The sequence below is a fragment of the Limnohabitans sp. JirII-29 genome, assembly GCF_003063395.1.
In the GTDB taxonomy this organism is placed as follows: Bacteria; Pseudomonadota; Gammaproteobacteria; order Burkholderiales; family Burkholderiaceae_C; genus Limnohabitans.
The window spans coordinates 164,776-186,517 of record NZ_NESB01000002.1 but is presented as its reverse complement, the minus strand read 5'-3'; the positions used below and the strand labels follow the sequence as shown (position 1 = coordinate 186,517).

Annotated in this window: 27 protein-coding genes; 16 read left to right on the top strand and 11 right to left on the bottom strand. The window is 58.8% G+C overall.

Features of this window, described 5'->3' with window-relative positions:
* The first annotated feature begins 133 nt into the window (after positions 1 to 133).
* Complete coding sequence (locus tag B9Z39_RS03640; RefSeq protein ID WP_100148001.1) at positions 134 to 622, top strand: Lrp/AsnC family transcriptional regulator; 489 nt, start codon at positions 134 to 136, stop codon at positions 620 to 622.
* Here B9Z39_RS03640 and B9Z39_RS03635 read toward each other — a convergent pair.
* The 3 genes from B9Z39_RS03635 to glmU are packed head-to-tail and all read right to left on the bottom strand — an operon-like array spanning position 619 to position 2,713.
* A complete protein-coding gene (locus B9Z39_RS03635) occupies positions 619 to 1,035 on the bottom strand; it encodes a putative toxin-antitoxin system toxin component, PIN family (RefSeq protein ID WP_108300747.1) in 417 nt (138 codons plus the stop codon). The two genes, B9Z39_RS03640 and B9Z39_RS03635, sit on opposite strands and share 4 nt — an antisense overlap.
* A complete protein-coding gene (locus tag B9Z39_RS03630; RefSeq protein WP_100148003.1) occupies positions 1,022 to 1,273 on the bottom strand; it encodes a type II toxin-antitoxin system Phd/YefM family antitoxin in 252 nt (83 codons plus the stop codon). Before B9Z39_RS03630 ends, B9Z39_RS03635 begins: the two co-directional genes overlap by 14 nt.
* A 45-nt stretch (positions 1,274 to 1,318) precedes the next feature.
* On the bottom strand, positions 1,319 to 2,713 hold the full coding sequence (gene glmU, locus B9Z39_RS03625) for a bifunctional UDP-N-acetylglucosamine diphosphorylase/glucosamine-1-phosphate N-acetyltransferase GlmU (RefSeq protein ID WP_108300937.1): 1,395 nt from the start codon (positions 2,711 to 2,713) through the stop codon (positions 1,319 to 1,321).
* Between glmU and B9Z39_RS03620 the strand changes: the two genes are divergently transcribed.
* Positions 2,712 to 3,593: a DUF6279 family lipoprotein gene (locus B9Z39_RS03620; RefSeq protein WP_143474218.1), complete on the top strand. Its 882-nt coding sequence runs from the start codon at positions 2,712 to 2,714 to the stop codon at positions 3,591 to 3,593. The two genes, glmU and B9Z39_RS03620, sit on opposite strands and share 2 nt — an antisense overlap.
* Before the next feature lies 1 nt (position 3,594).
* On the opposite strand, the gene B9Z39_RS03615 is transcribed toward B9Z39_RS03620, so the two are convergent.
* From B9Z39_RS03615 to B9Z39_RS03605, 3 genes are all read right to left on the bottom strand, one after another.
* Complete coding sequence (locus B9Z39_RS03615; RefSeq protein WP_108300746.1) at positions 3,595 to 4,587, bottom strand: MBL fold metallo-hydrolase; 993 nt, start codon at positions 4,585 to 4,587, stop codon at positions 3,595 to 3,597.
* 78 nt (positions 4,588 to 4,665) lie between these two features.
* On the bottom strand, positions 4,666 to 5,262 hold the full coding sequence (locus tag B9Z39_RS03610) for a TetR/AcrR family transcriptional regulator (protein ID WP_100148006.1): 597 nt from the start codon (positions 5,260 to 5,262) through the stop codon (positions 4,666 to 4,668).
* Positions 5,263 to 5,284: 22 nt separating this feature from the next.
* Positions 5,285 to 5,581, bottom strand: coding sequence for a DUF2917 domain-containing protein (locus B9Z39_RS03605; RefSeq protein ID WP_158269446.1), 297 nt, complete (start codon positions 5,579 to 5,581; stop codon positions 5,285 to 5,287).
* Positions 5,582 to 5,740: 159 nt separating this feature from the next.
* Here B9Z39_RS03605 and B9Z39_RS03600 point away from each other — a divergent pair, with 159 nt between their 5' ends.
* On the top strand, positions 5,741 to 6,709 hold the full coding sequence (locus B9Z39_RS03600) for a LysR substrate-binding domain-containing protein (protein WP_108300744.1): 969 nt from the start codon (positions 5,741 to 5,743) through the stop codon (positions 6,707 to 6,709).
* A gap of 7 nt (positions 6,710 to 6,716) precedes the next feature.
* Here B9Z39_RS03600 and B9Z39_RS03595 read toward each other — a convergent pair whose 3' ends face one another.
* Complete coding sequence (locus B9Z39_RS03595; protein WP_108300743.1) at positions 6,717 to 7,292, bottom strand: 5-formyltetrahydrofolate cyclo-ligase; 576 nt, start codon at positions 7,290 to 7,292, stop codon at positions 6,717 to 6,719.
* Positions 7,293 to 7,305: 13 nt separating this feature from the next.
* Here B9Z39_RS03595 and B9Z39_RS03590 point away from each other — a divergent pair, with 13 nt between their 5' ends.
* The 5 genes from B9Z39_RS03590 to B9Z39_RS03570 all read left to right on the top strand — a co-directional run bounded on the left by B9Z39_RS03590 (position 7,306) and on the right by B9Z39_RS03570 (position 12,486).
* A complete protein-coding gene (locus B9Z39_RS03590; protein ID WP_108300742.1) occupies positions 7,306 to 9,351 on the top strand; it encodes a lytic transglycosylase domain-containing protein in 2,046 nt (681 codons plus the stop codon).
* A 161-nt stretch (positions 9,352 to 9,512) separates the two neighbouring features.
* A complete protein-coding gene (groES, locus tag B9Z39_RS03585; protein WP_100148011.1) occupies positions 9,513 to 9,800 on the top strand; it encodes a co-chaperone GroES in 288 nt (95 codons plus the stop codon).
* Positions 9,801 to 9,822: 22 nt separating this feature from the next.
* Positions 9,823 to 11,469, top strand: coding sequence for a chaperonin GroEL (gene groL / locus B9Z39_RS03580; protein ID WP_108300741.1), 1,647 nt, complete (start codon positions 9,823 to 9,825; stop codon positions 11,467 to 11,469).
* Between the two features lie 194 nt (positions 11,470 to 11,663).
* Positions 11,664 to 12,068: a nucleotidyltransferase domain-containing protein gene (locus B9Z39_RS03575; RefSeq protein WP_108300740.1), complete on the top strand. Its 405-nt coding sequence runs from the start codon at positions 11,664 to 11,666 to the stop codon at positions 12,066 to 12,068.
* Complete coding sequence (locus B9Z39_RS03570; protein ID WP_108300739.1) at positions 12,058 to 12,486, top strand: DUF86 domain-containing protein; 429 nt, start codon at positions 12,058 to 12,060, stop codon at positions 12,484 to 12,486. The genes B9Z39_RS03575 and B9Z39_RS03570 overlap by 11 nt, the downstream gene beginning before the upstream one ends.
* On the opposite strand, the gene tal is transcribed toward B9Z39_RS03570, so the two are convergent.
* Complete coding sequence (gene tal, locus B9Z39_RS03565) at positions 12,477 to 13,424, bottom strand: transaldolase (RefSeq protein ID WP_108300738.1); 948 nt, start codon at positions 13,422 to 13,424, stop codon at positions 12,477 to 12,479. The two genes, B9Z39_RS03570 and tal, sit on opposite strands and share 10 nt — an antisense overlap.
* 73 nt (positions 13,425 to 13,497) lie before the next feature.
* Here tal and B9Z39_RS03560 point away from each other — a divergent pair, with 73 nt between their 5' ends.
* From B9Z39_RS03560 to B9Z39_RS16865, 4 genes are all read left to right on the top strand, one after another.
* The gene (locus B9Z39_RS03560; RefSeq protein WP_108300936.1) at positions 13,498 to 14,400 is read left to right on the top strand and encodes a complex I NDUFA9 subunit family protein; all 903 of its coding nucleotides are present in this window, start codon (positions 13,498 to 13,500) and stop codon (positions 14,398 to 14,400) included.
* Between the two features lie 13 nt (positions 14,401 to 14,413).
* Positions 14,414 to 15,109: a glutathione S-transferase family protein gene (locus tag B9Z39_RS03555; RefSeq protein WP_108300737.1), complete on the top strand. Its 696-nt coding sequence runs from the start codon at positions 14,414 to 14,416 to the stop codon at positions 15,107 to 15,109.
* 37 nt (positions 15,110 to 15,146) lie between these two features.
* Positions 15,147 to 16,370, top strand: a complete 1,224-nt coding sequence (locus B9Z39_RS03550; RefSeq protein WP_108300736.1) for a multifunctional CCA addition/repair protein — start codon at positions 15,147 to 15,149, stop codon at positions 16,368 to 16,370.
* Between the two features lie 134 nt (positions 16,371 to 16,504).
* Complete coding sequence (locus B9Z39_RS16865) at positions 16,505 to 16,798, top strand: hypothetical protein (protein ID WP_146183272.1); 294 nt, start codon at positions 16,505 to 16,507, stop codon at positions 16,796 to 16,798.
* Here the strand turns inward: B9Z39_RS16865 and B9Z39_RS03545 are convergent.
* Both B9Z39_RS03545 and B9Z39_RS03540 read right to left on the bottom strand, forming a co-directional pair.
* Entirely contained in the window at positions 16,791 to 16,985 is a 195-nt protein-coding gene (locus B9Z39_RS03545) for a DUF2905 domain-containing protein (RefSeq protein ID WP_108300735.1), read from the bottom strand. The two genes, B9Z39_RS16865 and B9Z39_RS03545, sit on opposite strands and share 8 nt — an antisense overlap.
* 9 nt (positions 16,986 to 16,994) lie before the next feature.
* Entirely contained in the window at positions 16,995 to 18,131 is a 1,137-nt protein-coding gene (locus tag B9Z39_RS03540; protein WP_108300734.1) for a class I SAM-dependent methyltransferase, read from the bottom strand.
* 45 nt (positions 18,132 to 18,176) lie between these two features.
* On the opposite strand from B9Z39_RS03540, the gene B9Z39_RS03535 reads away from it, so the two are divergent.
* The 4 genes from B9Z39_RS03535 to ttcA are packed head-to-tail and all read left to right on the top strand — an operon-like array spanning position 18,177 to position 20,776.
* A complete protein-coding gene (locus tag B9Z39_RS03535; protein ID WP_108300733.1) occupies positions 18,177 to 19,049 on the top strand; it encodes an SDR family oxidoreductase in 873 nt (290 codons plus the stop codon).
* The gene (locus B9Z39_RS03530; protein WP_108300732.1) at positions 19,046 to 19,450 is read left to right on the top strand and encodes a dihydroneopterin aldolase; all 405 of its coding nucleotides are present in this window, start codon (positions 19,046 to 19,048) and stop codon (positions 19,448 to 19,450) included. Before B9Z39_RS03535 ends, B9Z39_RS03530 begins: the two co-directional genes overlap by 4 nt.
* Before the next feature lie 2 nt (positions 19,451 to 19,452).
* On the top strand, positions 19,453 to 19,827 hold the full coding sequence (locus tag B9Z39_RS03525) for a dihydroneopterin aldolase (RefSeq protein ID WP_100148020.1): 375 nt from the start codon (positions 19,453 to 19,455) through the stop codon (positions 19,825 to 19,827).
* A gap of 43 nt (positions 19,828 to 19,870) precedes the next feature.
* Entirely contained in the window at positions 19,871 to 20,776 is a 906-nt protein-coding gene (gene ttcA / locus B9Z39_RS03520) for a tRNA 2-thiocytidine(32) synthetase TtcA (protein ID WP_108300731.1), read from the top strand.
* A 62-nt stretch (positions 20,777 to 20,838) separates the two neighbouring features.
* Here ttcA and B9Z39_RS03515 read toward each other — a convergent pair whose 3' ends face one another.
* The gene (locus B9Z39_RS03515; RefSeq protein ID WP_100148022.1) at positions 20,839 to 21,702 is read right to left on the bottom strand and encodes a fumarylacetoacetate hydrolase family protein; all 864 of its coding nucleotides are present in this window, start codon (positions 21,700 to 21,702) and stop codon (positions 20,839 to 20,841) included.
* Between the last annotated feature and the right edge of the window lie 40 nt (positions 21,703 to 21,742).

Below are 21,742 nucleotides of genomic sequence, written 5' to 3'. Positions count from 1 at the left end.
TTGCACTCCTGAATAACGTTGCTGCGGATCGTAGGCTGCGCAGAAAGAAATTTCTCTACTATTTTTTGATTTATATGGATTTAAATTTTATAAATCATTGATATTGAAATTAAATTTCTTTATCATCTGATTTATGGAAGAAATAGATGCCATTGATTTGCAGATTTTGGACTTGCTCCAACACGACGCCAGCCTGAGCAATGTAGCTTTGGCCGAGCGCGTGAAGGTGTCGCCACCCACGTGCTTGCGCCGCGTCAAGCGTTTGCAGCAAGAGGGCTGGATAGAGCGCCAAGTGGCCGTGCTCAACGCCGACCGCTTGAGCGCCGCACAAGGACCCGCCTTGAGTGCGCTGGTGGAAGTGACGCTGGACCGGCAGGGGAGCGAACACATGGATGCGTTCGAACAACGCGCAGTGGCCGAAGACGCGGTGCAACAGTGTTGGCGTGTGTCACCGGGGCCCGACTTCATGTTGGTACTGCAAACCGCCGACATGCCGAGCTACCTGGCGCTGACGCAGCGCCTCTTTACGCAAGACGCCAATGTGCGCAACGTGAAAGCGTTTTTCAGCGTGAAGCGGGCCAAGTTCAGCAGCACGTGGCCGCTGCGAATTCAAAGAACTTAAGCGCCTAAAAATACCAAGGCTTGCTGAGGCGAGAGAACTTGCAAGCCAGGAATCGCTGCCATGTCCAGCAAGTCTTTGTCACCACTGATCAAGGCAGCGGCGCTGGCCTGGAGGGCGGTCTCAACCATTTTGTCGTCATCACGGTCGCGGCAATACAAGCCCGGTACACCGATCTCGACCCAGTGCGCACAAGCATTGAAGTCATGGAGCAAGCGCTCACGCGACTCCAAGGAAATGAAGCGGTCGAACTTGGGGCGGTAAAGACGTGTCCGCAGCTCATCGAACGTGGCTTGCGAAAAAACCAAACGGTGCTTCGCCAAAGCCAATTGGACCAGCTTGGCAGGTGCGCCTTGTGTGGACAAGGCCGCACTGATCAACACATTGGTGTCGATGACCAGCTTAAGACTCGTCACGCAGCAAATCTTCGAGCAGCTCGGGGGTCATGCCCGCTTTTTCGGCTTGCATGGCGGTGTCTTGCAGGGTGTGCTGCAAGCGATTGGCGTAAAACTCGCGCATCGCTTCGTAGTCTTGGGCCGAGACCATCACCCCGACCACCCGATCACGGCGCATGACACGCACGGGCTCGCGCTGGGCCAAGTCAATGAATTGACCGAATTGGGTTTTTGCTTCGTTGGCGGAAAAAGTTTGCATACGCCAAATTTAGCACGAATCGAACGATTCGTTCAAGCCATGAGGCTACTTTGGGGTTTTAACAGGCCGCTTGTAATTGGCCATGCTCACCTGCTTGCCCCGCGCCACGCTCAAAGCACCGGGCTCGGTGCTCTTGGTGATGGTGGAGCCACCGCCCACCGTGCCGCCCGCGCCAATGGTGACGGGCGCGACCAACACGCAGTTGCTGCCCACATGCACATCGGCTTCGATGACGGTGCGGTGTTTGTTGGCACCGTCGTAGTTGGCGGTGATGCTGCCCGCGCCAAAGTTGACGCGCTCGCCCACCGTGGCGTCGCCCAAATAGGCCAAGTGGTTGGCTTTGGCGCCACGGGCCAGGGTGGAGTTTTTGACCTCCACAAAGTTGCCAATGTGCACCTCTGCGGCCAGTTGTGCGCCGGGGCGCAAGCGGGCAAAGGGGCCAATCAGGGCGCCCTCCCCCACGGCCACGCCGAGTTGTTCGCCATCAATATGGGTGAAGGGGTGAATCACCGCACCCGCTTCGATGACGCAGTTGGCGATGACGCAGTTCGCACCGATCTTCACGCCTTGGCCCAAAAACACTTGACCTTGAAAGATGCAGTTCACATCAATCTCCACATCTTGCGCGCAATGCAAGCTGCCGCGCACATCAAAGCGTGCGGGGTCGATGATGCGCACACCCTCGGCCATCAAGGCCTGGGCTTGGCGCAGCTGAAACGCACGTTCCAACTCGGCCAGTTGCGTGGGGCTGTTGACACCGGCCACTTGGGCCGGGTCGGCAATTTGGTGACCCACCACCGACACACCATCGGCCACGGCAAACTTGACCACATCGGTCAGGTAGTACTCCTGTTGCGCGTTGTGGTTGTCCAAGCGCGCCAGCCAGGGTTTGAGCAACTTGGCGGGCACCGCCATGATTCCGCTGTAGACCTCGCAGATGGCGCGTTGTGCGTCGCTGGCGTCTTTATGCTCCACGATGGCTTGCACTTGGCCATCGGCATTGCGCACGATGCGTCCGTAGCCGGTGGGGTCGTCAAACGCGATGGTCAACAAGGCCAAGTGTTGGCCTGCGCAGGCGTCGATCAAGGCTTGCAAGGTGTCGGCCTGGGTCAAGGGCACATCGCCCGAGAGCACCACCACCACCGCGTCGTCACCCAACAAAGGCACGGTTTGTTGCACCGCATGGCCCGTGCCGAGCTGGGGCATTTGACGGGCGAACTGCAAGCCGTCTCCTGGATTGGCCTGCTGCAACGCGGCCTCTACCTGTTCTGCACCATGCCCCGTGATGACGATGGTGTGGCGTGCCTGCAAGCTGCGTGCGGTGTCGATCACATGTTGCACCAAAGCCTTGCCGGCCAAGCGGTGCAAAACCTTAGGCATACTGCTCTTCATGCGTGTGCCTTTGCCGGCCGCCATGATCACCACATCCAACACTGTCATGTCATTCATCCTTTTATTGCGAAGAATTATCCGCCAAGCCTTTCTTTGGCTAGGGGTGTTGGCATTCGCATGTCTGAGCGGGTGCAGCACGATCAAACTGGTCTATAACCAGAGCGATGACTTGCTTTACTGGTGGGTGGACGCCTATGTCGACTTGGAGGCCGAGCAAAAAGCCAGCACCCGAGAAGCGCTCAGCGAGCTACAGCGTTGGCACCGTCAACAGCAGCTGCCCGAGTACGTGGCGCTGCTGCAAAAAGCACGCAGCATGGCGCTGCAAGACGTCACGGCGGCCCAAGTGTGCGCAACGACCGAAGACATGAAGACCAGCTTCCTGACGCTGCTGCGCCACATCGAACCCGCTGCTGCACGACTTGGCACGCAACTCAACGCCCAGCAGCTCCAACACATGCGCAAGCGCTATGACAAGACCAACAAAGAGTGGCGCTCCGATTGGCTCGAAGGCAGCGCAGAGAAACGCTTGCGTTACCGCACCAAGCAGGCCTTGAACAGGTTGGAAGACTTTTATGGCCGACTCGATGACCCGCAACGCGAAGTGTTGAACCACTGGCTGAACGAATCCATCTTTGATGCAACCACCCAATATGCCGAACGCGAACGCCGCCAGGCCGACAGCTTGCAAACTTTGCAGCGCATGGCCGCAGCGCCAAGCACAGCACAAACACTGCTGCGCACCTGGATCGACAGGGCTTTCAATTCACCCAACGAGCAATACCGCAGCTACAGCCAAGCCTTATGGCAAGAAAACTGCACGGGCTTTGCCAAACTGCACAACAGCACCACCCAAGCGCAACGCCAACGCTTGGTCGAGACCTTGCGCGGCTACGAAACCGATTTGAAAACGCTGATCAGTCAAAAATAAATCAGGCCTGCAGCGCGGCCCACATGTCTTTATCGCGCTCAGCCGTCCAGATGCGTGGGTTCTTGATGCCTTGGGCTTCGTCGTAGGCACGGCTCACATCAAACGGCAAGCAGTGTTCGTAAATGAACACATGGCCAAAAATCGGATCCATACTTTGGCGCGTCAACGCCATGGAGGCTTTGAGATCCAAGCCCTGCTTGGCAGCTTCCTTGCCACAGCCAAACAAGGTTTCCACCCAGCGCTTGGTGTAGTCCAAGGCCTTGTTGACATTGGCGTGGCCCATCATGGCTTCACCGCGCCCAGGCACGATGGCCTCGGCATTCAACGCGCGCAAGGCTTCGAGCGTGGCAGGCCATTCTTCGAGTTGGGCGTCACCGGTGTAAACACCGGCTTCGTACTCCACCAAGTCGCCACTGAACAGCACCTTCTCAGCCTCGACCCAGGCAATGGTGTCGCCACGCGTGTGGCCTGCACCGGGGTGCCAGATGTCCACTTTCACGCCCCCTAAGTCGATGCACAAAGAGCCTTGGCGACCCGGCTGCCCATCGCCCACCACCATCGTGGGCCAGGTCAAACCGGGAATGCCTTCGACACCACGGAACAAACGTGGGAAGCGCTCGATCTCGCTTTGCATGTCTTGGGCGCCACGCTCGACGATGAGCTCATACGTGCCACGGCTGGCAATGATTTCAGTCGCGCCTTCGGCTGCGTAGGCGCTGGCCCCCAGCACACGCACCGCGTGGTAGTGGGTCAACAACACGTACTTGATGGGCTTGTCACTGACGGTGCGGATTTTGGCAATCAGGTCGCGCGCCATGGCGGGCGTGGCGGTGGCGTCACTCACCAAGATGTATTTGTCGCCAATGATCACGCCCGAATTGGGGTCGCCTTCAGCGGTGTAGGCCCAGCAATGCGCACTGAGTTGCTGGAAGGTGATTTTTTTCTCATCCAGGTCAGCTTGACTGGCAAAGGCTTTGGTGGGAGCGGTGGACATAGAACTTGTCTCCTGGTTGTATTGGCATCGATTTTACCTAATCGAAATGCGTTACGAATTGGTAAACCCCTCAAGTCATCAAGAAAGTCCGCGCTCCAACATCGCAATCACCTCATCGGCAAACGCCGCATAGCTGATCGGCCCACCCGGGCGCAACCAGGTGAAGGTCCAATTGATCATGCCAAACAGCATCATGGTGACGGCGGTTTGGTTGACCGGATTCAAACGCTCGGGGTAAGCCCGTTTCAAAAAGCGCGTGAAGGCGGCCACCACGTCGCGCTGGCGTGCCACGATCAACGCACGTTGCTCTTCACCCAAGAATTTGGTGTCAGCCAACAAGGCCACATGACGGGTGGCTGAGTTTTCGTACTCCTGCAAAAAGCGACGCACCAATTCGTGCAAGGCCGCCCTGTCATCCAAGTTGCGGCGCTGGGCCACCGCTTCAGACTCACCAATCAATGCCAACAAGCGTTGGGTGTAGCGGTCGAGCAAGTCAAACAGAATCGCTTCTTTGCTCTCGTAATAGTGGTAAAGCCGCGCTTTGGACGTACCCCCCGCAGCGGCGATGGTGCTCATGCTGGTGGCGGGGTAGCTGCCGTCGGCAAAGCATTGCGCGGCAATGTCTAAGATTTCGTCGCGTTTGAGATCATGAGAGGCAGATTTAGGGCGGGCCATGCCCAATATTCTGCCAGCCACCTCAAGCCTGTTGGCTTGGGGCTTGCCAGCACAACCAGGCCTCATCGCCTGCAAAACGTGCCCATGCCTCCACCACCAAACGCTGCAAAGGGTGGACGACGACGCATTGGCCTGGCAACAAAATCCAATCGGCCTCTTTTGCACAAGCATGTGGGCCATCAAAGGTGCCCCAAACACGCCCACGCACGACCTGCAAACGTGCCACCTGCGTGGCATACACACTCAAGGCCTGACCACGCGGCACAGTCCAACAGGCAGCGGCATCCAACAGCAAAGGCGAAGCATCTGAGAAACACATGGCAATCACTCCAGCGCCACAAGCGTGACAAAGCATGTGATGGTGTGTGGTTTGGTGTGCATCGTCCAATGAAAAAGTACGTCCCGTTTGATACCCACAACGCATCAATCGACGCCTTGTTTCCCGTTACGCTTGGGAGCCCACTGCAACAGGACCCCTATGTCGCCGCCTGCTCGCCCCTTGTTACGCACACGTCCATTGACGGTTGGCAACTTGCGCGCCTTTGAGACGGTGGCACGTCACCGCAACTACCGACTGGCCGCCCATGAATTGGCGCTCACGCAATCGGCAGTAAGTCGACAAATTCAAGCTTTTGAACAAGAGTTGGGCGTGCGACTGTTTGCCCGCCATACGCGCGCGGTTGAACTCACGGCAGATGGCGTGGAGTTGCTGGCCTGCGTGGGCAGCTTGTTGGAGAGACTGGATTTGACGGTGCGTCAAATTCGGCACAAGGCGAGCCGACAAACCGTATCGATCACCACCTTTGCGTCTTTCTCATCGATGTGGTTGATTCCTCGGCTGGAAATGTTCCAACGTGCGCACCCAGAAATCGACATCCGCGTCGAAGCGTCAGACCACGCCGTCGACCTTGAGGCCTCAGGCATCGACATCGCTTTGCGCTATGGGCCAGCATCACGCATGCCCGCACATGCGCAGCGCCTCTTTGGCGAACAACTCACGCCCATGGCCAGTGCTTGGTTGTTGAAAAACTCGCAGCCTGTGCGCACCGCCCAAGACCTGCAAGGCTTCAGCTTGATTGAGTCGATAGACGCCAACCACAGCCACCTCGACTGGTTGACTTGGCAGCGCTGGTTTGAAACCCATCAACTGGGCCACTTGCAACCCAAGCGGTGGTTGCATTTCAACTACTCCTACCAAATGGTTCAGGCCGCCATGAGCGGTCAAGGCGTGGTGCTGGCACGGCTGCCTTTGGTGGCAGAAAGTTTGGCCAATGGCGATTTGGTAGAAGTTTTACCGCAAGACCGCACAGAGTCTCCGATGGCCTATTGGCTGATCGTCAATCCGCGCAGCTTGAATCGGCCTGAAACCCAAAACTTCAGCCAATGGCTGACCGAGCAGGCACTTGCCACGCGTCGCACCATAGGTGAGAAAGACGCCATGGCGTGATGGCCACTCAGCCCATGGGCCAAACCACGCCGTTGTCGTTCAACAAAGCATCCAGCGGCATGTCGTGGGCTTCGGGCATCAAGTCAGGAATGAAGCCGTGGGTAAAACCCAAACCCGCAGTGAAAGGCTTGGGCTGCAAAGTGGCCAAGGTGCGGTCGTAAAAGCCACCGCCGTACCCTAAGCGAAAACCACCCGGCCCATAGCCCACGCAGGGCACAAACAACAAGGTGGGCACGATCACTTCGGTGTCTTTGGGCTTGGGAATACCGTAGGCATCTTCTTCCATCGGGCAACCGGGATACCAAGCGTGGAAGGTCAAGGTCTTGTGGGCTTTGTCGACCACGGGCAAGCCGATGCGGCGGCGTTGCGGTTGGTCGAGCAACTCGCCGTCTTCTTTCCAGCGGTGCAAGGCAGGCAGTGGATCGAACTCGCCTTTGATGGGCCAGTAAGCGCCGATGACCGCATCGGGACGGTCAAACAACCAGATGCGCATCACGCGTTGCAACATGTCGGCCCGTTCCAGCCTGTCGGGCAAATTCAAACGCTCTTCAATGAGCTGCTGGCGCAAAGTTTTTTTGTCCACAGATAATCAGTGCATGAAGTTGTCTGTCATTGTGTCATTGTTTGCTGGGGTCACTCTTGCGCTCCAGCTGTTCAGCCCCTCCGCTCAAGCAGCCACGGTGATCACCGATCCGAAAGCGGACGCGGTCATCACCGACATGGCCCAAGCCTTCAAGCGTGGCGACCGCAAGCGTTTGAGTGCCTTGCTGCCGCAAGCCAAAGGCCATCCACTCGAAGCCTGGGCCGCGTACTGGGAACTCAAAGCCCGCCTAGATGAAGCCAGCACGCAAGAGGTGCGCAGCTACCTGAGCCGCTATGCCGGCACCTACCAAGAAGACCGCTTGCGCAACGATTGGTTGCTGCTGCTGGGCAGTCGACGTGACTGGACCACACTGAGCGACGAACACCCGCATTACCGCATGCGCGACGACCGTGAACTGCGTTGCTACATATTGACCGTCGAGCTGCTTGAAAAAGGGCCACGGGCAACACCCGATTTGGCAGACGAGGTAAGACGCAACTGGATGGGCATGCGCGAGGCCGATGACGGCTGCACGCTGGCAGCAGACCGCTTGTATTTCAACAAGCAATTCACGGCCTTGGACATTTGGCGCAAAGCCCGCCTGATGATGGAACACAACCGCCCACGCACGGCACGCAATGCGGTGTTCATCGTGGCGCCAGATGCCGCCAACGCGGTGACTGACTTGAACAACAACGCCCTCAAATTCTTAGCCAAGCACATCGCGGCCCCACAAAAAGTACGTCAAGAGTTGGTGGTCATGGCTTTGGTCAAGGTGGCCGCCACCGATGCAGACGAAGCCGCCAGGTTGATGAAAAACAAATGGCAGCCTTACCTCACGACCGAAGAACGCCACTGGGTGTGGGGGGTGATTGGCCGTCAATCGGCCATGCGTCTGGACGAAGACACGCTGGACCACTTCGCCCGCGTGGCCCACGACAAAGACCTCAATGACGACATGTTGGCGTGGAAAGCCCGCGCAGCACTGCGCGCAGGAAACAGCCCGAAATGGGCAACGGTGGAGTCGGCCATTCAGGCCATGAGCCCCGACGCACGACGCGACCCCACCTGGATTTATTGGCACGCCCGCGCCTTGCTGGCACGCAAGCGCGTGACGCCTCAAGTGCAACAAGAAGCCACCGCCGCGCTAGAGAGCATTGCTGGCGTACGCGGCTTTTACGAGCAACTGGCCCTGGAAGAGTTGGGCCGCAAAGTGACCGCCCCCGCTCGCCCTGCGCCACCGGCGCCAGAAGAAATGGAAGTCGCACGCAACAACCCTTCCTTGCAACGTGCGCTGTATGCCATGGCCATCGGTTTGCGGTCTGAAGGTGTGCGCGAATGGAACTACGCCACCAACCTGGTCAATGCCCAAGGTCAAAGCGGCTTGATGAGCGACCGCGAATTGCTCGCAGCCGCTCAGCTGGCCTGCGACCACCAGGTGTGGGACCGCTGCATCAACACCAGCGACAAGACGCGCCAGGTGATGGACTTTGAACAGCGCTTTCCCATGCCCTTCAAAGACAGCGTCATTGCACGTGCACGCGACATCAACCTCGACCCAGCGTATGTGTACGGCTTGATTCGCCAAGAAAGCCGCTTTGTGATGGACGCACGCTCTGGCGTGGGCGCCTCGGGCTTGATGCAAGTCATGCCCGCCACCGCCAAGTGGACCGCGCGCAAGATCGGCATGAACGGTTTCACACCCGACCAAATCACCGACCGCGACACCAACATAGCCATCGGCACGGGTTATCTGAAATTGGTGCTCGACAGCTTTGAAGGCTCGATGCCCTTGGCCGCTGCGGCCTACAACGCAGGCCCAAGCCGCTCACGCCGTTGGCGTGCGCCCAACGAGGGGGCAGGTCCGGTCTTGGAAGGTGCCATCTGGGCCGAGAACGTGCCATTCAACGAGACCCGTGACTATGTGAAAAAGGTGCTTTCCAACACCACCAACTACGCGGCGTTGATCACCGGACAACCTCAGTCACTCAAGGCCCGTTTGGGACAAGTGGGCCCACGCAACGCCACCGCACCGGCAGAAAACCTCGATCTGCCCTGACGCGCGCGGGTTCAGGCTGAACAAAACACCCCACTGATTTGGCCCCTGCCCTTGAAATGTCACAGACATGCCCTAAAATTAGCACTCAATGGCGTCGAGTGCTAACAACTCGCACCCGACTCCAGGTAATTTCAATCCTTTAGTTCCAATTTGGAGATGCAATGAAACTTCGTCCTCTCGGCGATCGCGTGATCGTTAAACGTATCGAAAGCGAAACAAAAACCGCTTCTGGCATCGTGATCCCTGATTCCGCTGCTGAAAAGCCCGATCAAGGCGAAATCCTGGCCGTTGGCCCAGGTAAGAAAAATGACAAAGGCGAACTGCTCGCCATGAACGTCAAAGTTGGCGAACGCGTGTTGTTCGGCAAGTACAGCGGCCAAACCGTCAAAGTCGACGGTGAAGAGCTGTTGGTCATGAAAGAAGAAGACCTCTTCGCCGTGGTCGCCTAATCAAATATCTGGAGAATTCAAAATGGCAGCAAAAGACGTAATTTTCGGCGGCGAAGCCCGCGCACGCATGGTTGAAGGCGTGAACATTTTGGCCAACGCGGTCAAAGTGACCCTGGGCCCCAAGGGTCGCAACGTGGTGCTTGAGCGCTCTTTCGGCGCTCCCACCGTGACCAAGGACGGTGTGTCCGTGGCCAAAGAAATCGAACTCAAAGACAAGTTGCAAAACATGGGCGCCCAGATGGTCAAGGAAGTCGCTTCCAAGACCTCTGACAACGCTGGCGACGGCACCACCACTGCCACCGTGTTGGCACAAGCCATCGTGCGCGAAGGCATGAAGTACGTGGCCGCAGGCATGAACCCCATGGACCTCAAGCGCGGCATCGACAAAGCAGTGACTGCTTTGATCGAAGAACTGAAGAAAGCCACCAAGGCCACCACCACCAGCAAAGAAATCGCCCAAGTCGGTTCGATCTCTGCCAACAGCGACCACAGCATTGGTGAAATCATCGCCAACGCCATGGAAAAAGTGGGCAAAGAAGGCGTGATCACTGTGGAAGACGGCAAGTCGTTGAACAACGAACTCGACGTAGTGGAAGGCATGCAATTCGACCGCGGCTACCTGTCGCCCTACTTCATCAACAACCCCGAGAAGCAAGCTGCTTTGTTGGACAACCCCTTCGTGTTGTTGTTTGACAAGAAGATCAGCAACATCCGTGACCTGTTGCCCACCTTGGAAGCCGTTGCCAAAGCAGGCCGTCCTTTGTTGATCATTGCCGAAGAAGTCGAAGGCGAAGCCTTGGCAACTTTGGTGGTCAACACCATCCGTGGCATCTTGAAAGTTGTGGCTGTCAAGGCACCTGGCTTTGGTGATCGTCGCAAAGCCATGTTGGAAGACATCGCTATCTTGACCGGCGGCAAAGTGATCGCTGAAGAAGTGGGCTTGACCCTCGAAAAAGTAACCTTGGCTGACCTCGGCCAAGCCAAGCGCATCGAAGTGGGCAAAGAAAACACCATCATCATCGACGGCGCAGGTGCTGCTGCTGACATCGAAGCCCGCGTCAAACAAGTGCGCGTGCAAATCGAAGAAGCCACTTCTGACTACGACCGCGAAAAACTGCAAGAGCGCGTGGCCAAGTTGGCTGGCGGTGTTGCCGTGATCAAAGTGGGCGCTGCCACCGAAGTCGAAATGAAAGAGAAAAAAGCCCGCGTGGAAGACGCCCTGCACGCCACCCGCGCTGCTGTGGAAGAAGGCATCGTGGCTGGTGGTGGCGTGGCTTTGCTGCGTGCCCGTCAAGCCGCTGGCACCATCAAGGGTGACAACGCTGACCAAGAAGCCGGTATCAAGCTGGTGTTGAAAGCCATCGAAGCGCCTCTGCGCGAGATCGTGTACAACGCCGGTGGCGAACCATCGGTGGTGGTCAACGCGGTGTTGGCTGGCAAAGGTAACTACGGCTTCAACGCTGCCAACGACACCTATGGCGACATGATCGAAATGGGTATCTTGGACCCAACCAAAGTGACCCGCACCGCGCTGCAAAACGCAGCCTCCGTGGCTTCGTTGATGTTGACCACCGAGTGCATGGTGTCAGAAGCTCCGAAAGAAGAAGCTGCTGGCGGCGGTATGCCTGATATGGGTGGGATGGGCGGCATGGGCGGCATGGGCATGTAAGCTCTCCTTGCCTGAGAGCACAGGGCAGCGTTGCAACCGCTTGCCGTGGCGATGCCACTGTCAGCGCGTTTGCGCCTTGCCCTGCACTCTCATGCTGCGTCGCAGTGACTTTGGTTGCTATGACTCAACTCAAAAAAAGCCTCGCAATTTTTGCGAGGTTTTTTTTCGCTTCTGCGTTGCGACACAATAGCCCAATGGACTCTCGCCCCATCATTGCTCTGCTGCAACAGCGCCTACCTGCGTTGATGGCGGTGTACGCCTTTGGCAGTCGTATCAAAGACGAAGGGCGTCATGCCAACGCACAAAGCGATCTGGATTTGGCAGTTTTGGTGGAAGGCTATGCCGACCCTTTGCAACTCTTCGAATTGGCAGGTGCCGTGGCAGACCTGGCGCACTGCCATGTCGATCTTTTAGACATGCGCGCGGCCAGCACGGTGATGCAGCACCAAATCCTCACGCAGGGTGTGCGCTGGTGGGCCAAGGATGTACAGGCCGGGCTTTTTGAAGCCGCGATGCTGAGTGAAAAAATTTACTTAGACCAAGCCCGAGACGGACTGGTCCGTGACGTGGTGCAACGGGGCGCTGTCTATGGCCGATGACGTGTTGTTGAACAAAGCCGCCGCCATTGAGCGCTGCGTGGCACGTGCGCGTGAAGAATACGCAGGCGACCCTGACGGGTTTGCCAAAAACTTTACTCGGCAAGATGCCGCCATCCTAAACATCCAACGCGCCTGTGAGGCCGTGCTCGACATGGGGCAACACATCATTCGACGTGAATCGTTGGGCTTGCCGCAAAGCGCCAGAGATGTGTTCACGCTCTTGGCTCAGGTCAGTTGGGTGGATGAGGCCTTGGCCGAGTCGATGAAACGCATGGTTGGGTTTCGCAATGTCGCTGTGCACGAATACCAAGCGCTGCAACTGCCGATCACGGTCAACATCATCACCCACCATCTGGATGAGTTCACCGCCTTCACCAGACAGATCCTGCTGAAAGATATCCCCAACGATCAGCCTTGATGCATCAAGGCTTCGAGCTTGACGGCGTCGACACAAAACGCGCGGATGCCCTCGGCCAATTTCTCGGTGGCCATGGCGTCTTCGTTCAAGGCAAAGCGGAAAGACGCTTCGCTGTGATGCACTTCAGGCAAATCCATCTGTTGGGCCGCGTGGGGCTCTAGCGCACGCACCAAAGGCTCGACAGAGGCGCTCAATTGCGCCAGCAACTCAGGTGCGATGGTGAGCAAGTCACACCCCGCCAAGGCGGTGATTTGGCCCACGTTGCGAAAGCTCGCACCCATCACTTCGGTGGCAATGCCGTGACGCTTGTAGTGGTTGTAAATTTGGCGCACCGACTTGACACCGGGGTCGTTGGCACCCGCCTGAACCGCCTCGTCCCACCCACCAGCAGCTGACTTTTTGTACCAGTCGTAAATGCGCCCCACAAAAGGCGAAATCAACTGCACCTTGGCGTCGCCACAGGCCACCGCTTGGGCGAACGAGAACAGCAAGGTCAAGTTGGTGCGAATGCCTTCGCGCTCCAACTCAGCGGCCGCTTGAATGCCTTCCCAGGTGGACGCGATCTTGATCAACACCCGTTCGCGCTGGATGCCTGCCGCTTCGTACAAAGCCATGATGCGGCGTGCGCGTGCGGTGGTGGCTGCGGTGTCAAAGCTCAAACGGGCATCGACCTCGGTGGAAACACGGCCCGGAATGATGGCCAAAATTTCGCAACCAAAACGCACCAGCAAGCGGTCAATCTGCACATCCATGGGCTCTTTGCCGTGCGCGGCCACGGTGTCTTTCAAGAGCGGCAGGTACTCGGGCTTTTGCACCGCTTTCAAAATCAGTGAGGGGTTGGTGGTGGCATCTTGCGGCTGAAAAGCGCTCAGTTGCTTGAAGTCGCCCGTGTCGGCCACCACGGTGGTGAATTGTTTGAGTGCGTCGAGTTGGTTCATGCCCGCAATTATCCAACCCATCGCCAGAAACCTTGTATGCACCAACACCCAATGCACGGGCTACAGTGACGGCATGAACACACACTCTTTTCAGCAACGCGTTTTGGTCTTGGGCGGCTCCGGTTTTGTGGGGCGTCATGTCTGCGAAGCTCTGTCGCGTCTGGGCTGGCAAATCACTGTGCCCACGCGCCGTCTGCCTGCGCGCAGCGTGCAAATGTTGCCGGGCGTGTCGGTGGTGCAGGCCAATATTCACGAGCCGCGTGAACTCAATGCGCTGGTACGTGGCCATGATGCGGTGGTCAATTTGGTGGCCATCTTGCATGGCAACGAAGCAGCGTTTGAACACGTGCATGTGACCCTGCCCGCGCTGATTGCCAAGGCCTGCCAGGCCGCCCATGTGAAACGCCTGGTGCACATCAGTGCCTTGGGCGCCGATGTGCAAGGCCCCTCGATGTACCAACGCAGCAAAGGTCAGGGGGAATTGGTCTTGATGGCAGCGGCTGACAAAACAGGCTTGGGCCTGACGGTGCTGCGCCCCAGCGTGATCTTTGGCGAAGATGACCAGTTCATCAACCTGTTTGCGCGCTTGCAAAAAGTCTTCCCCCTCATGCCATTGGCAGGCAGCCAGGCGCGCTTTCAACCCGTGTGGGTGCAAGACGTGGCCCGTGCCGTGGTGCATTGCCTGCAAGACGCACGCACCATCGGCCAAGGCTTTGAGGTCTGCGGCCCCGAAGTGTTCACGTTGGCCGAACTGGTGCAGTTTGCGGGCCGCTGGGTGGGCCATCCCCGCCCGGTGCTGCCCTTGCCCTATGCAGCAGGCTGGGCGCAGGCCTTGCTGATGGAGTTGGCCCCCGGCCCCACCCTGATGAGCCGCGACAACCTGGCCTCCATGCAAGTCGACAACGTGGCCAGCGGTCGCCTGGATGGTTTAGAAGCTTTGGGCATCACACCTCGCACCTTGGCTAGCGTGTTTTAAACAAGGAGGCGTCATGGCACTCACCTTGGTCGTTGGCAACAAAAACTACTCCTCGTGGTCGATGCGACCTTGGGTGTTGATGACACAAGCGGGCATTGCCTTCAATGAACAGCGTGTGCGCTTTGACAGTTTTGAACCTGACTCTGCGTTCAAACACGCCCTACAACCCATCAGCCCCGTGGGCAAAGTGCCGGTGCTGGTAGACGACCAGCTCCAGCCAAGCCAAGCCATCTGGGACACGCTGGCCATCTGCGAATACCTGGCCGAGACTTATCCCCACCTACACCTGTGGCCCCAAGACCGAGCAGCACGCGCCCATGCGCGCAGCCTGTGTGCCGAGATGCACGCCGGCTTTAGCCACTTGCGGTCGCTGTGCCCCATGAACATTGAAGCCCATCTGCCCGAAGTCGGCGCACGCTTGATGCACGAACATGCGGGGCTGCAACAAGACCTGCAACGCATCACAGACATGTGGCAAGGCTTGCTGCAAAGCCATGGAGGCCCTCTGCTGTTTGGCACCTTCAGCATCGCCGACGCCTACTTTGCGCCGGTCTGCATGCGCATCCGTACCTACGCACTGCCTGTGCCTGCCGATGTGCAGGCCTACATCGCACGCGTGGTGGCATTGCCTGGTGTGGCAGCGTGGATGCAGCAAGCCCTGGCCGAGCACGACTTTCGGGCCTTTGAAGAGCCCTACCGGCACGCCTGAAGCGCAGCCCCGCCAGCGCGCGTTTTACACTCGCGCCATGAAAACTTACTTGGTTGGCGGTGCCGTGCGTGACGCTCTGATGGGGCACCCTGGGGCCGACCGCGACTGGGTGGTGGTGGGCGGCACACCCGAGGCCCTGGTGGCCCAAGGTTTCGAGCCTGTTGGGCGCGACTTTCCCGTCTTCTTGCACCCCACCACGCGCGAAGAACATGCCTTGGCTCGCACCGAACGCAAAACCGCACGCGGCTACCGTGGCTTTGCGGTGCATGCCGCACCCGAGGTGACGCTGCAAGAAGACCTGGCCCGACGCGACCTCACCATCAACGCCATCGCCCAAGACCCCGACACGAACGAACTGATCGACCCCTATGGCGGCCAACGCGATGTGCAAGCCAAGGTGCTGCGCCATGTGACCGATGCCTTTCGCGAAGACCCAGTGCGCATCTTGCGCGTGGCGCGCTTTGCCGCGCGTTTTCCCGACTTTGCGGTGGCCCCCGAAACCCTGCAACTCATGCGTGAGATGGTGGACGAGGGCGAGGTAGACGCCCTGGTGAGCGAGCGTGTGTGGCAAGAACTCGCCCGTGGCCTCATGTCTGCACGCCCCTCGCGCATGTTGCAAGTGCTGCGCCAGTGCGGGGCTTTGAAGCGCCTCTTGCCCGAGGTAGACCGTCTTTACGGCGTGCCCCAACGCGCCGAGCACCACCCCGAGGTCGACACCGGCATTCATCTGGAAATGGTGCTCGACCAAAGCGCCTTGGCCCAAGCGCCGCTTGAAGTGCGCTTTGCCTGCTTGTGCCACGACTTGGGCAAAGGCACCACGCCAGCGGACGTGTTGCCACGCCACATCGGCCACGAGCAACGCAGCGCCAAACTGCTGCTGGCCGTGTGCGAACGCTGGCGTGTTCCGGTGGAGTGCAAAGCCCTGGCCGATGTGGTGGCGCGTGAGCACGGCAACATCCACCAAAGCCAAAGTTTGGGCGCCCAAGCGGTGTTGCGTTTGCTGCTGCGCTGCGATGCAGTGCGCCGGCCCGAGCGGTTTGCGTTGGCCTTGCAAGCGTGTGAGTGCGATGCCCGTGGGCGCTTGGGGCGCGAGCAGGACGACTACCCGCAGCGTGCGCGTTTGACGCGCTTGCTGCAAGCGGCTTTGTCGGTGGACAGTGCGTCGGTCAGTGCACGGGCGTTGCAAGACGGACTGACCGGGCCAGCAGTGGGTGCGCGTTTGGATACTGCGCGCTTGGCGGCTATTTCGTTGGCGCTTTAGTTCTTCTCGTTCTTGCTCTTGCTCTCTTGCGATTGAAGTGAGACGCAACGAAGTAGCAAGGGCGGCAACCGCTCTGCTCCTACGCCGCTACGCGGCTCGATGTCGCTGCCGCGGTCACCACCCTTGCCACTTCGATGCTGGGTACGCGCACAGATTTCAACGCACGACATCACGCCTTACGTCAAACGGTGAGGGCTGTGCCTGCGGCAGCGACATCGAGCCGCGCCAGCGGCGTAGGAGCAGAGCAGGTACAGCCCTCGGCGTTTGACATAGAAGGGAAGCTCGAATCATCACAGGCCAGCAGCAAAAACATACCGCGTCAAACGCCGAAGGTTGTGCCTGCGTCAGCGACATCGAGCCGCGCCAGCGGCGTAGGAGCAGCGCAGGTGCAGCCCTCGGCGTTTGACACCGAAGGGCAGTTCAAATGACCTTGGCAATCAACGCACACACAACGCTGAGAATGATCGTCGACGTGAGCGGAATAAAAATCTCACGCCCGAAGAGGCGAAACCGAATGTCCCCCGGCAAACGCCCAAAGCCAAGCTTTTGCAACCACGGCGTCACGCTGTTGATCAACAACAGCGCCAAAAACACCACCAAGAGCCAGCGAAACATGGCGTGTCCTTAAAGCGTGTGACTGCGGTCGCCCTGGGCAAAACCCATAGGCTCCCAAGGCTCGCCGGTACCAAAGGCGATCACCTTGAACAGCTCGCCCATCTCGTGCTCGGTGATCAGCTTTTGCGCCATCGCCTTCTCAGGCAGGGGCGCATCCACCAGCGGAGGCAACAAACCGCTGTTGATCAAAAAATGTGCTTGGCTGGTGTAACCCAGCACATTCAAGCCCGCGTCTTGGCCGGCCAAGGCCACACCGGTGAAGTTCACATGGGCGGTGATGTCTTTGGCCCCCACATCTTGCAGTGGGTCAGGATCGGCCTGGTGCAGTTGGTGGCACATCAAGGTGCCCATGTGACGTTGGGGGTGAAAGTACTCGTGCTCCGGAAACCCGTAGTCGATCAAAAAGGCGGCGGCGCCTTTGCCGCCCGCTGCCACGCTGGCGTTCATGCGGTCGGCCAGGGTGCGCACAAAGGCTTCGGCCTGGGTGTGAATTTCAGTCAGGTAATCGTGCGCACCCTCCAACTCAACGGGTGGGCGCAGCTCGGTCACACGGTCTTGCCATTGCAGCGGCTGGGCCGCGTCGCCTGTCCACACCACGCCGCGCTCATGCCACACACCTTGCGTGCGCACCAACAGCTGCACCGGCATGGCGTCGAGCACCTCGTTGCCCACCACCACGCCGCTCAGTTGCTCAGGCAAGGCGTCCACCCACTGCACCTTGGCTGCATGCGCGTGCAGGCAGGCTTGCTGGCGTGCGCGCAGGCTGCCCGACAAATCCACGATGGTGTAGCGCTGAATGGTGTCGCCCAGGGTGTCGAGCAGTTGCAGTGCCAAGGCGCCGGAACCCGCACCAAACTCCCACACCTCGTCGGTACCTGTCACCGCCAGCGCCTCGCGCACCGAGTGGGCCAGGGTGCGACCAAACCAGGGGGACATTTCGGGGGCGGTCACAAAGTCGCTGCCGCTCTCAGGCGTGGTGCCGAACTTGCGCAAGTCGTTGGCGTAGTAGCCCAAGCCCGGCGCGTACAGCGCGAGCGCCATGAAACGGTCAAAGCCTAGCCAGCCACCGGCCTTGGCAATGGCACGCTGAATCAGGGCATAGAGGGCGCGTTGCGCGGGGTCTTGAGATAATTTGTGAGAATCCATGGCTCTACCGAATCTTGGCGCGCATCCTACCGCCTCACCACACACATGACTTCTTGGGCACTCATCACCGGCGGCAGCGTTCGCCTGGGCCGTGAAACCGGCTTGGCCTTCGCACGCGCGGGCTGGAACGTGGCGTGCCACTACAACCGCTCTGCCGACGCGGCGCAAGCCCTGTGTGTCGAGCTGCGCGCTTTGGGCGTGCAAGCCCTGGCCGTGGCTGGCGAGTTGGAAGACGAAGCCAGTTGCCAACACATTTTCAACACCACGGTGGCCACCACCGGCACCGACCTGCGCTGCATCGTCAACAACGCCTCTTTGTTTGTGCCCGACGAGGGCAGCGACTTTGACGAGACCCAAGCCCTGGCGCAACTCAAAGTCAACCTCATGGCGCCGATGCGTTTTGGCAAGTGGCTGGCCGCTTTGCATGGCCATGGCGCAGCGCCTCAACCCCATGTGTCAGCCAACGCCATGGCGACCAACACCACAGAGCCCATGCCGGTCACTGCGCAGAGTGCGCACCTTGCCTCACGCTTGGCCGCTCCGAGCGTGGTGCACGTGCTCGACCAAAAGGTGTTCAACCTCAACCCCGATTATTTTTCGTACACCCTGTCCAAGCTCGCACTCGAACGCGCGGTCAGTTTGCAAGCGCAGTCGCTGGCACCCACCTTGCGCGTCAACGCGGTGGCACCTGGGTTGATGTACTTGAGCGGCCCCCAATCGCAAGACAACTTTGACCGCGCAGCCAAAGCCAACCTGCTGCGCCAACCCATCGCCCCAGCCGACGTCGCCAACACGGTGGTGTTTCTGGCCAACAACCCCAGCATCACCGGCACCACCGTGCGGGTGGACAACGGCCAACACTTGGTGCCGCTCTCGCGCGACATCATGTTTGTGGTCGAAGAACTTTTCAAACCATGACCAACACCTCACTGAACAACGCCCTCCTGCTCAACTGCCGCCGCCTGTTTTTGCGCGGCCTCACCGTGCAAGCCCAAATTGGGGTGCACGACTTTGAACAACACGCCCCGCAACGTCTGGTGATCGACGTGGACTTGTACGTGTCTTTCGCAGGCACCAGCCCCAAAGACGACCGCATCGACGAAGTGGTGGACTACGACTTTGTGCGCGCCGTGGTGCATGGCCGCATTGCCAAAGGCCACATTGGTCTGCAAGAAACTTTGTGCGACAACATCTTGACCCACTTGCTCGAACACACGGGCGTGTTGGCTGCGCGCGTGTCCACCCGCAAACCCGATGTCTACCCCGATTGCGAAGCCGTCGGCGTGGAAGCCTTTCGTGCCAAACCCGGAGTGCTGTGACCATGGCACTGTCCAAAGGCACCCAAATTCTCACGCTCAATGGCTTGCGCTTTGATGCCAACCTAGGCATCTTGGAACACGAAAAAACCGATCCACAACCCATCCAGGTGGACGCCGAACTCAACTTAGGCACCCAACCCCTGCTACCGCATGACGACGACATTGGCCACGTGCTCGACTACCGCAAGGTGCGCCAGATCATCATCACCGAGTGCACCGCAGAGCACGTCAATTTGCTGGAGAGCTTGATTGGCAAACTGGCCCATCGCCTGATGCAACTGCCCGGCGTGCTGGGCGTTCGGGTGAAAATTGCCAAGCTGGAAATTTTTGACGACTGCGAAGTGGCGATTCGCATGGAAACAGGACAATGGAACTAAGGGCGCAACACGCTTGCCGCCCTGCACTCAACGCACGCACACCATGACCACCACCGCCAAAGACCCTCAGCAAATCAAAATCGAACACGAGACCCACAAGCTGGAGAAGCGCTTGTGCCGTCAGGTCGGTCAAGCCATCGTCGACTACAACATGATCGAAGAGGGCGACAAGGTCATGGTCTGCATGTCGGGCGGCAAAGACAGCTACGGCATGCTCGACATCTTGCTCAAGATGCAAGCGCGCGCGCCCATCCGCTTTGAGTTGATCGCCGTCAACCTGGACCAAAAGCAACCCGGTTTTCCGGCGGATGTGCTACCCAAATACCTCACAGAAGTCGGCGTGCCGTTTCGCATTGAAACGCAAGACACCTACTCGATCGTGAAAGACAAAATTCCCGAAGGCAAGACCATGTGCAGCCTGTGCAGCCGTTTGCGCCGGGGCATTTTGTACCGCGTGGCAGGCGAGTTGGGCTGTAACAAAATTGCGCTGGGCCACCACCGCGATGACATTTTGCAAACCTTCTTTTTGAACATGTTCTTCGGCGGCAAGCTCAAAAGCATGCCGCCCAAACTGGTGAGCGACGGTGGCGACCACATGGTGATTCGCCCCATGGCCTATGTGAGCGAGAAAGACCTGGTGCGCTGGGCCGCGCACCGCCAGTTCCCCATCATCCCCTGCACGCTGTGCGGCAGCCAGGACGGCTTGCAACGCCAAGTGGTGGGCGAGATGCTGCGCGAGTGGGAAAAGAAGTTTCCGGGTCGCATTGAAAACATGTTTGCCGCGCTACAAAACGTGGTGCCCTCGCACCTGCTGGACCACTCGAAGTTTGACTTCAAAAACCTGGTGACCACCGGCGTGGCGTCGGATGACGGCGACAAGGCCTTTGACCACGAAGAGTTTGCGGTGCCTAGCTTGCCGGGTTTGCAAGTGGTGCGCTTGAGCGACTGAGCAGAGCGCCAGCGCCCAAAGAAAAAGCCGCTCAATGAGCGGCTTTTTTGCGCAACAAAAAATTACAGCTTGAACGCCACCACTTTTTGCGTTTGCTCGCCCAGGCCTTCGATGCCTAAGGTCATCACGTCACCGCGCTTCAAGAAGATAGGTTGTGGCTTGCCATCTTTCTTCTTGCCCAGGCCCACGCCTGCGGGCGTACCGGTAGCAATCACGTCGCCGGGGTACAGGGTCATGAACTGGCTCACATAGCTCACCAGCTTGGCGGCACCGAAGACCATGGTCTTGGTGTTGCCCGACTGCATGCGCTCGCCGTTGAGGTCCAACCAAATGTCCAATTTCTGGGGATTGGGCACATCGTCGCGTGTGACCAACCAGGGGCCGATGGGGCCGAAGGTGTCGCAACACTTGCCCTTGTCCCAAGTGCCGCCGCGCTCGAGTTGGAACTCGCGCTCGCTGACGTCGTTGATCAAGGTGTAACCCGCCACGTGGTCGAGTGCGCTTTTTTGCGACACATAACGGGCCTTGGTGCCAATCACGATGCCGAGTTCCACTTCCCAGTCGGACTTGACCGAGCCCTTGGGCAACATCACATCGTCGTTGGGGCCTTGGATACAGCTGGTGGGTTTCATGAACACCACGGGTTCTTTGGGCAATGCCATGCCGGCTTCGGCGGCGTGGTCAGCGTAGTTCAAGCCAATGGCCACAAACTTGCCCACACCTGCGACGGGGCAACCCAGACGAGGCTTGCCTTTGACCAAAGGCAGCGACGCGGTTTTGAGGCGGCGCAGCTTGGCCAAGGTGGCGTCACCGAGGTATTGGGGCAGCAAGTCGGGGATGACAGCGCTCAGGTCACGCAGCTTGCCATCGGCGTCAATCAAACCGGGTTTTTCTTTGCCGGGGTTGCCATAACGAACCAATTTCATGGGTTGCCTTTCAGGTTAAACAGTCATTCGAAGCGCTCAT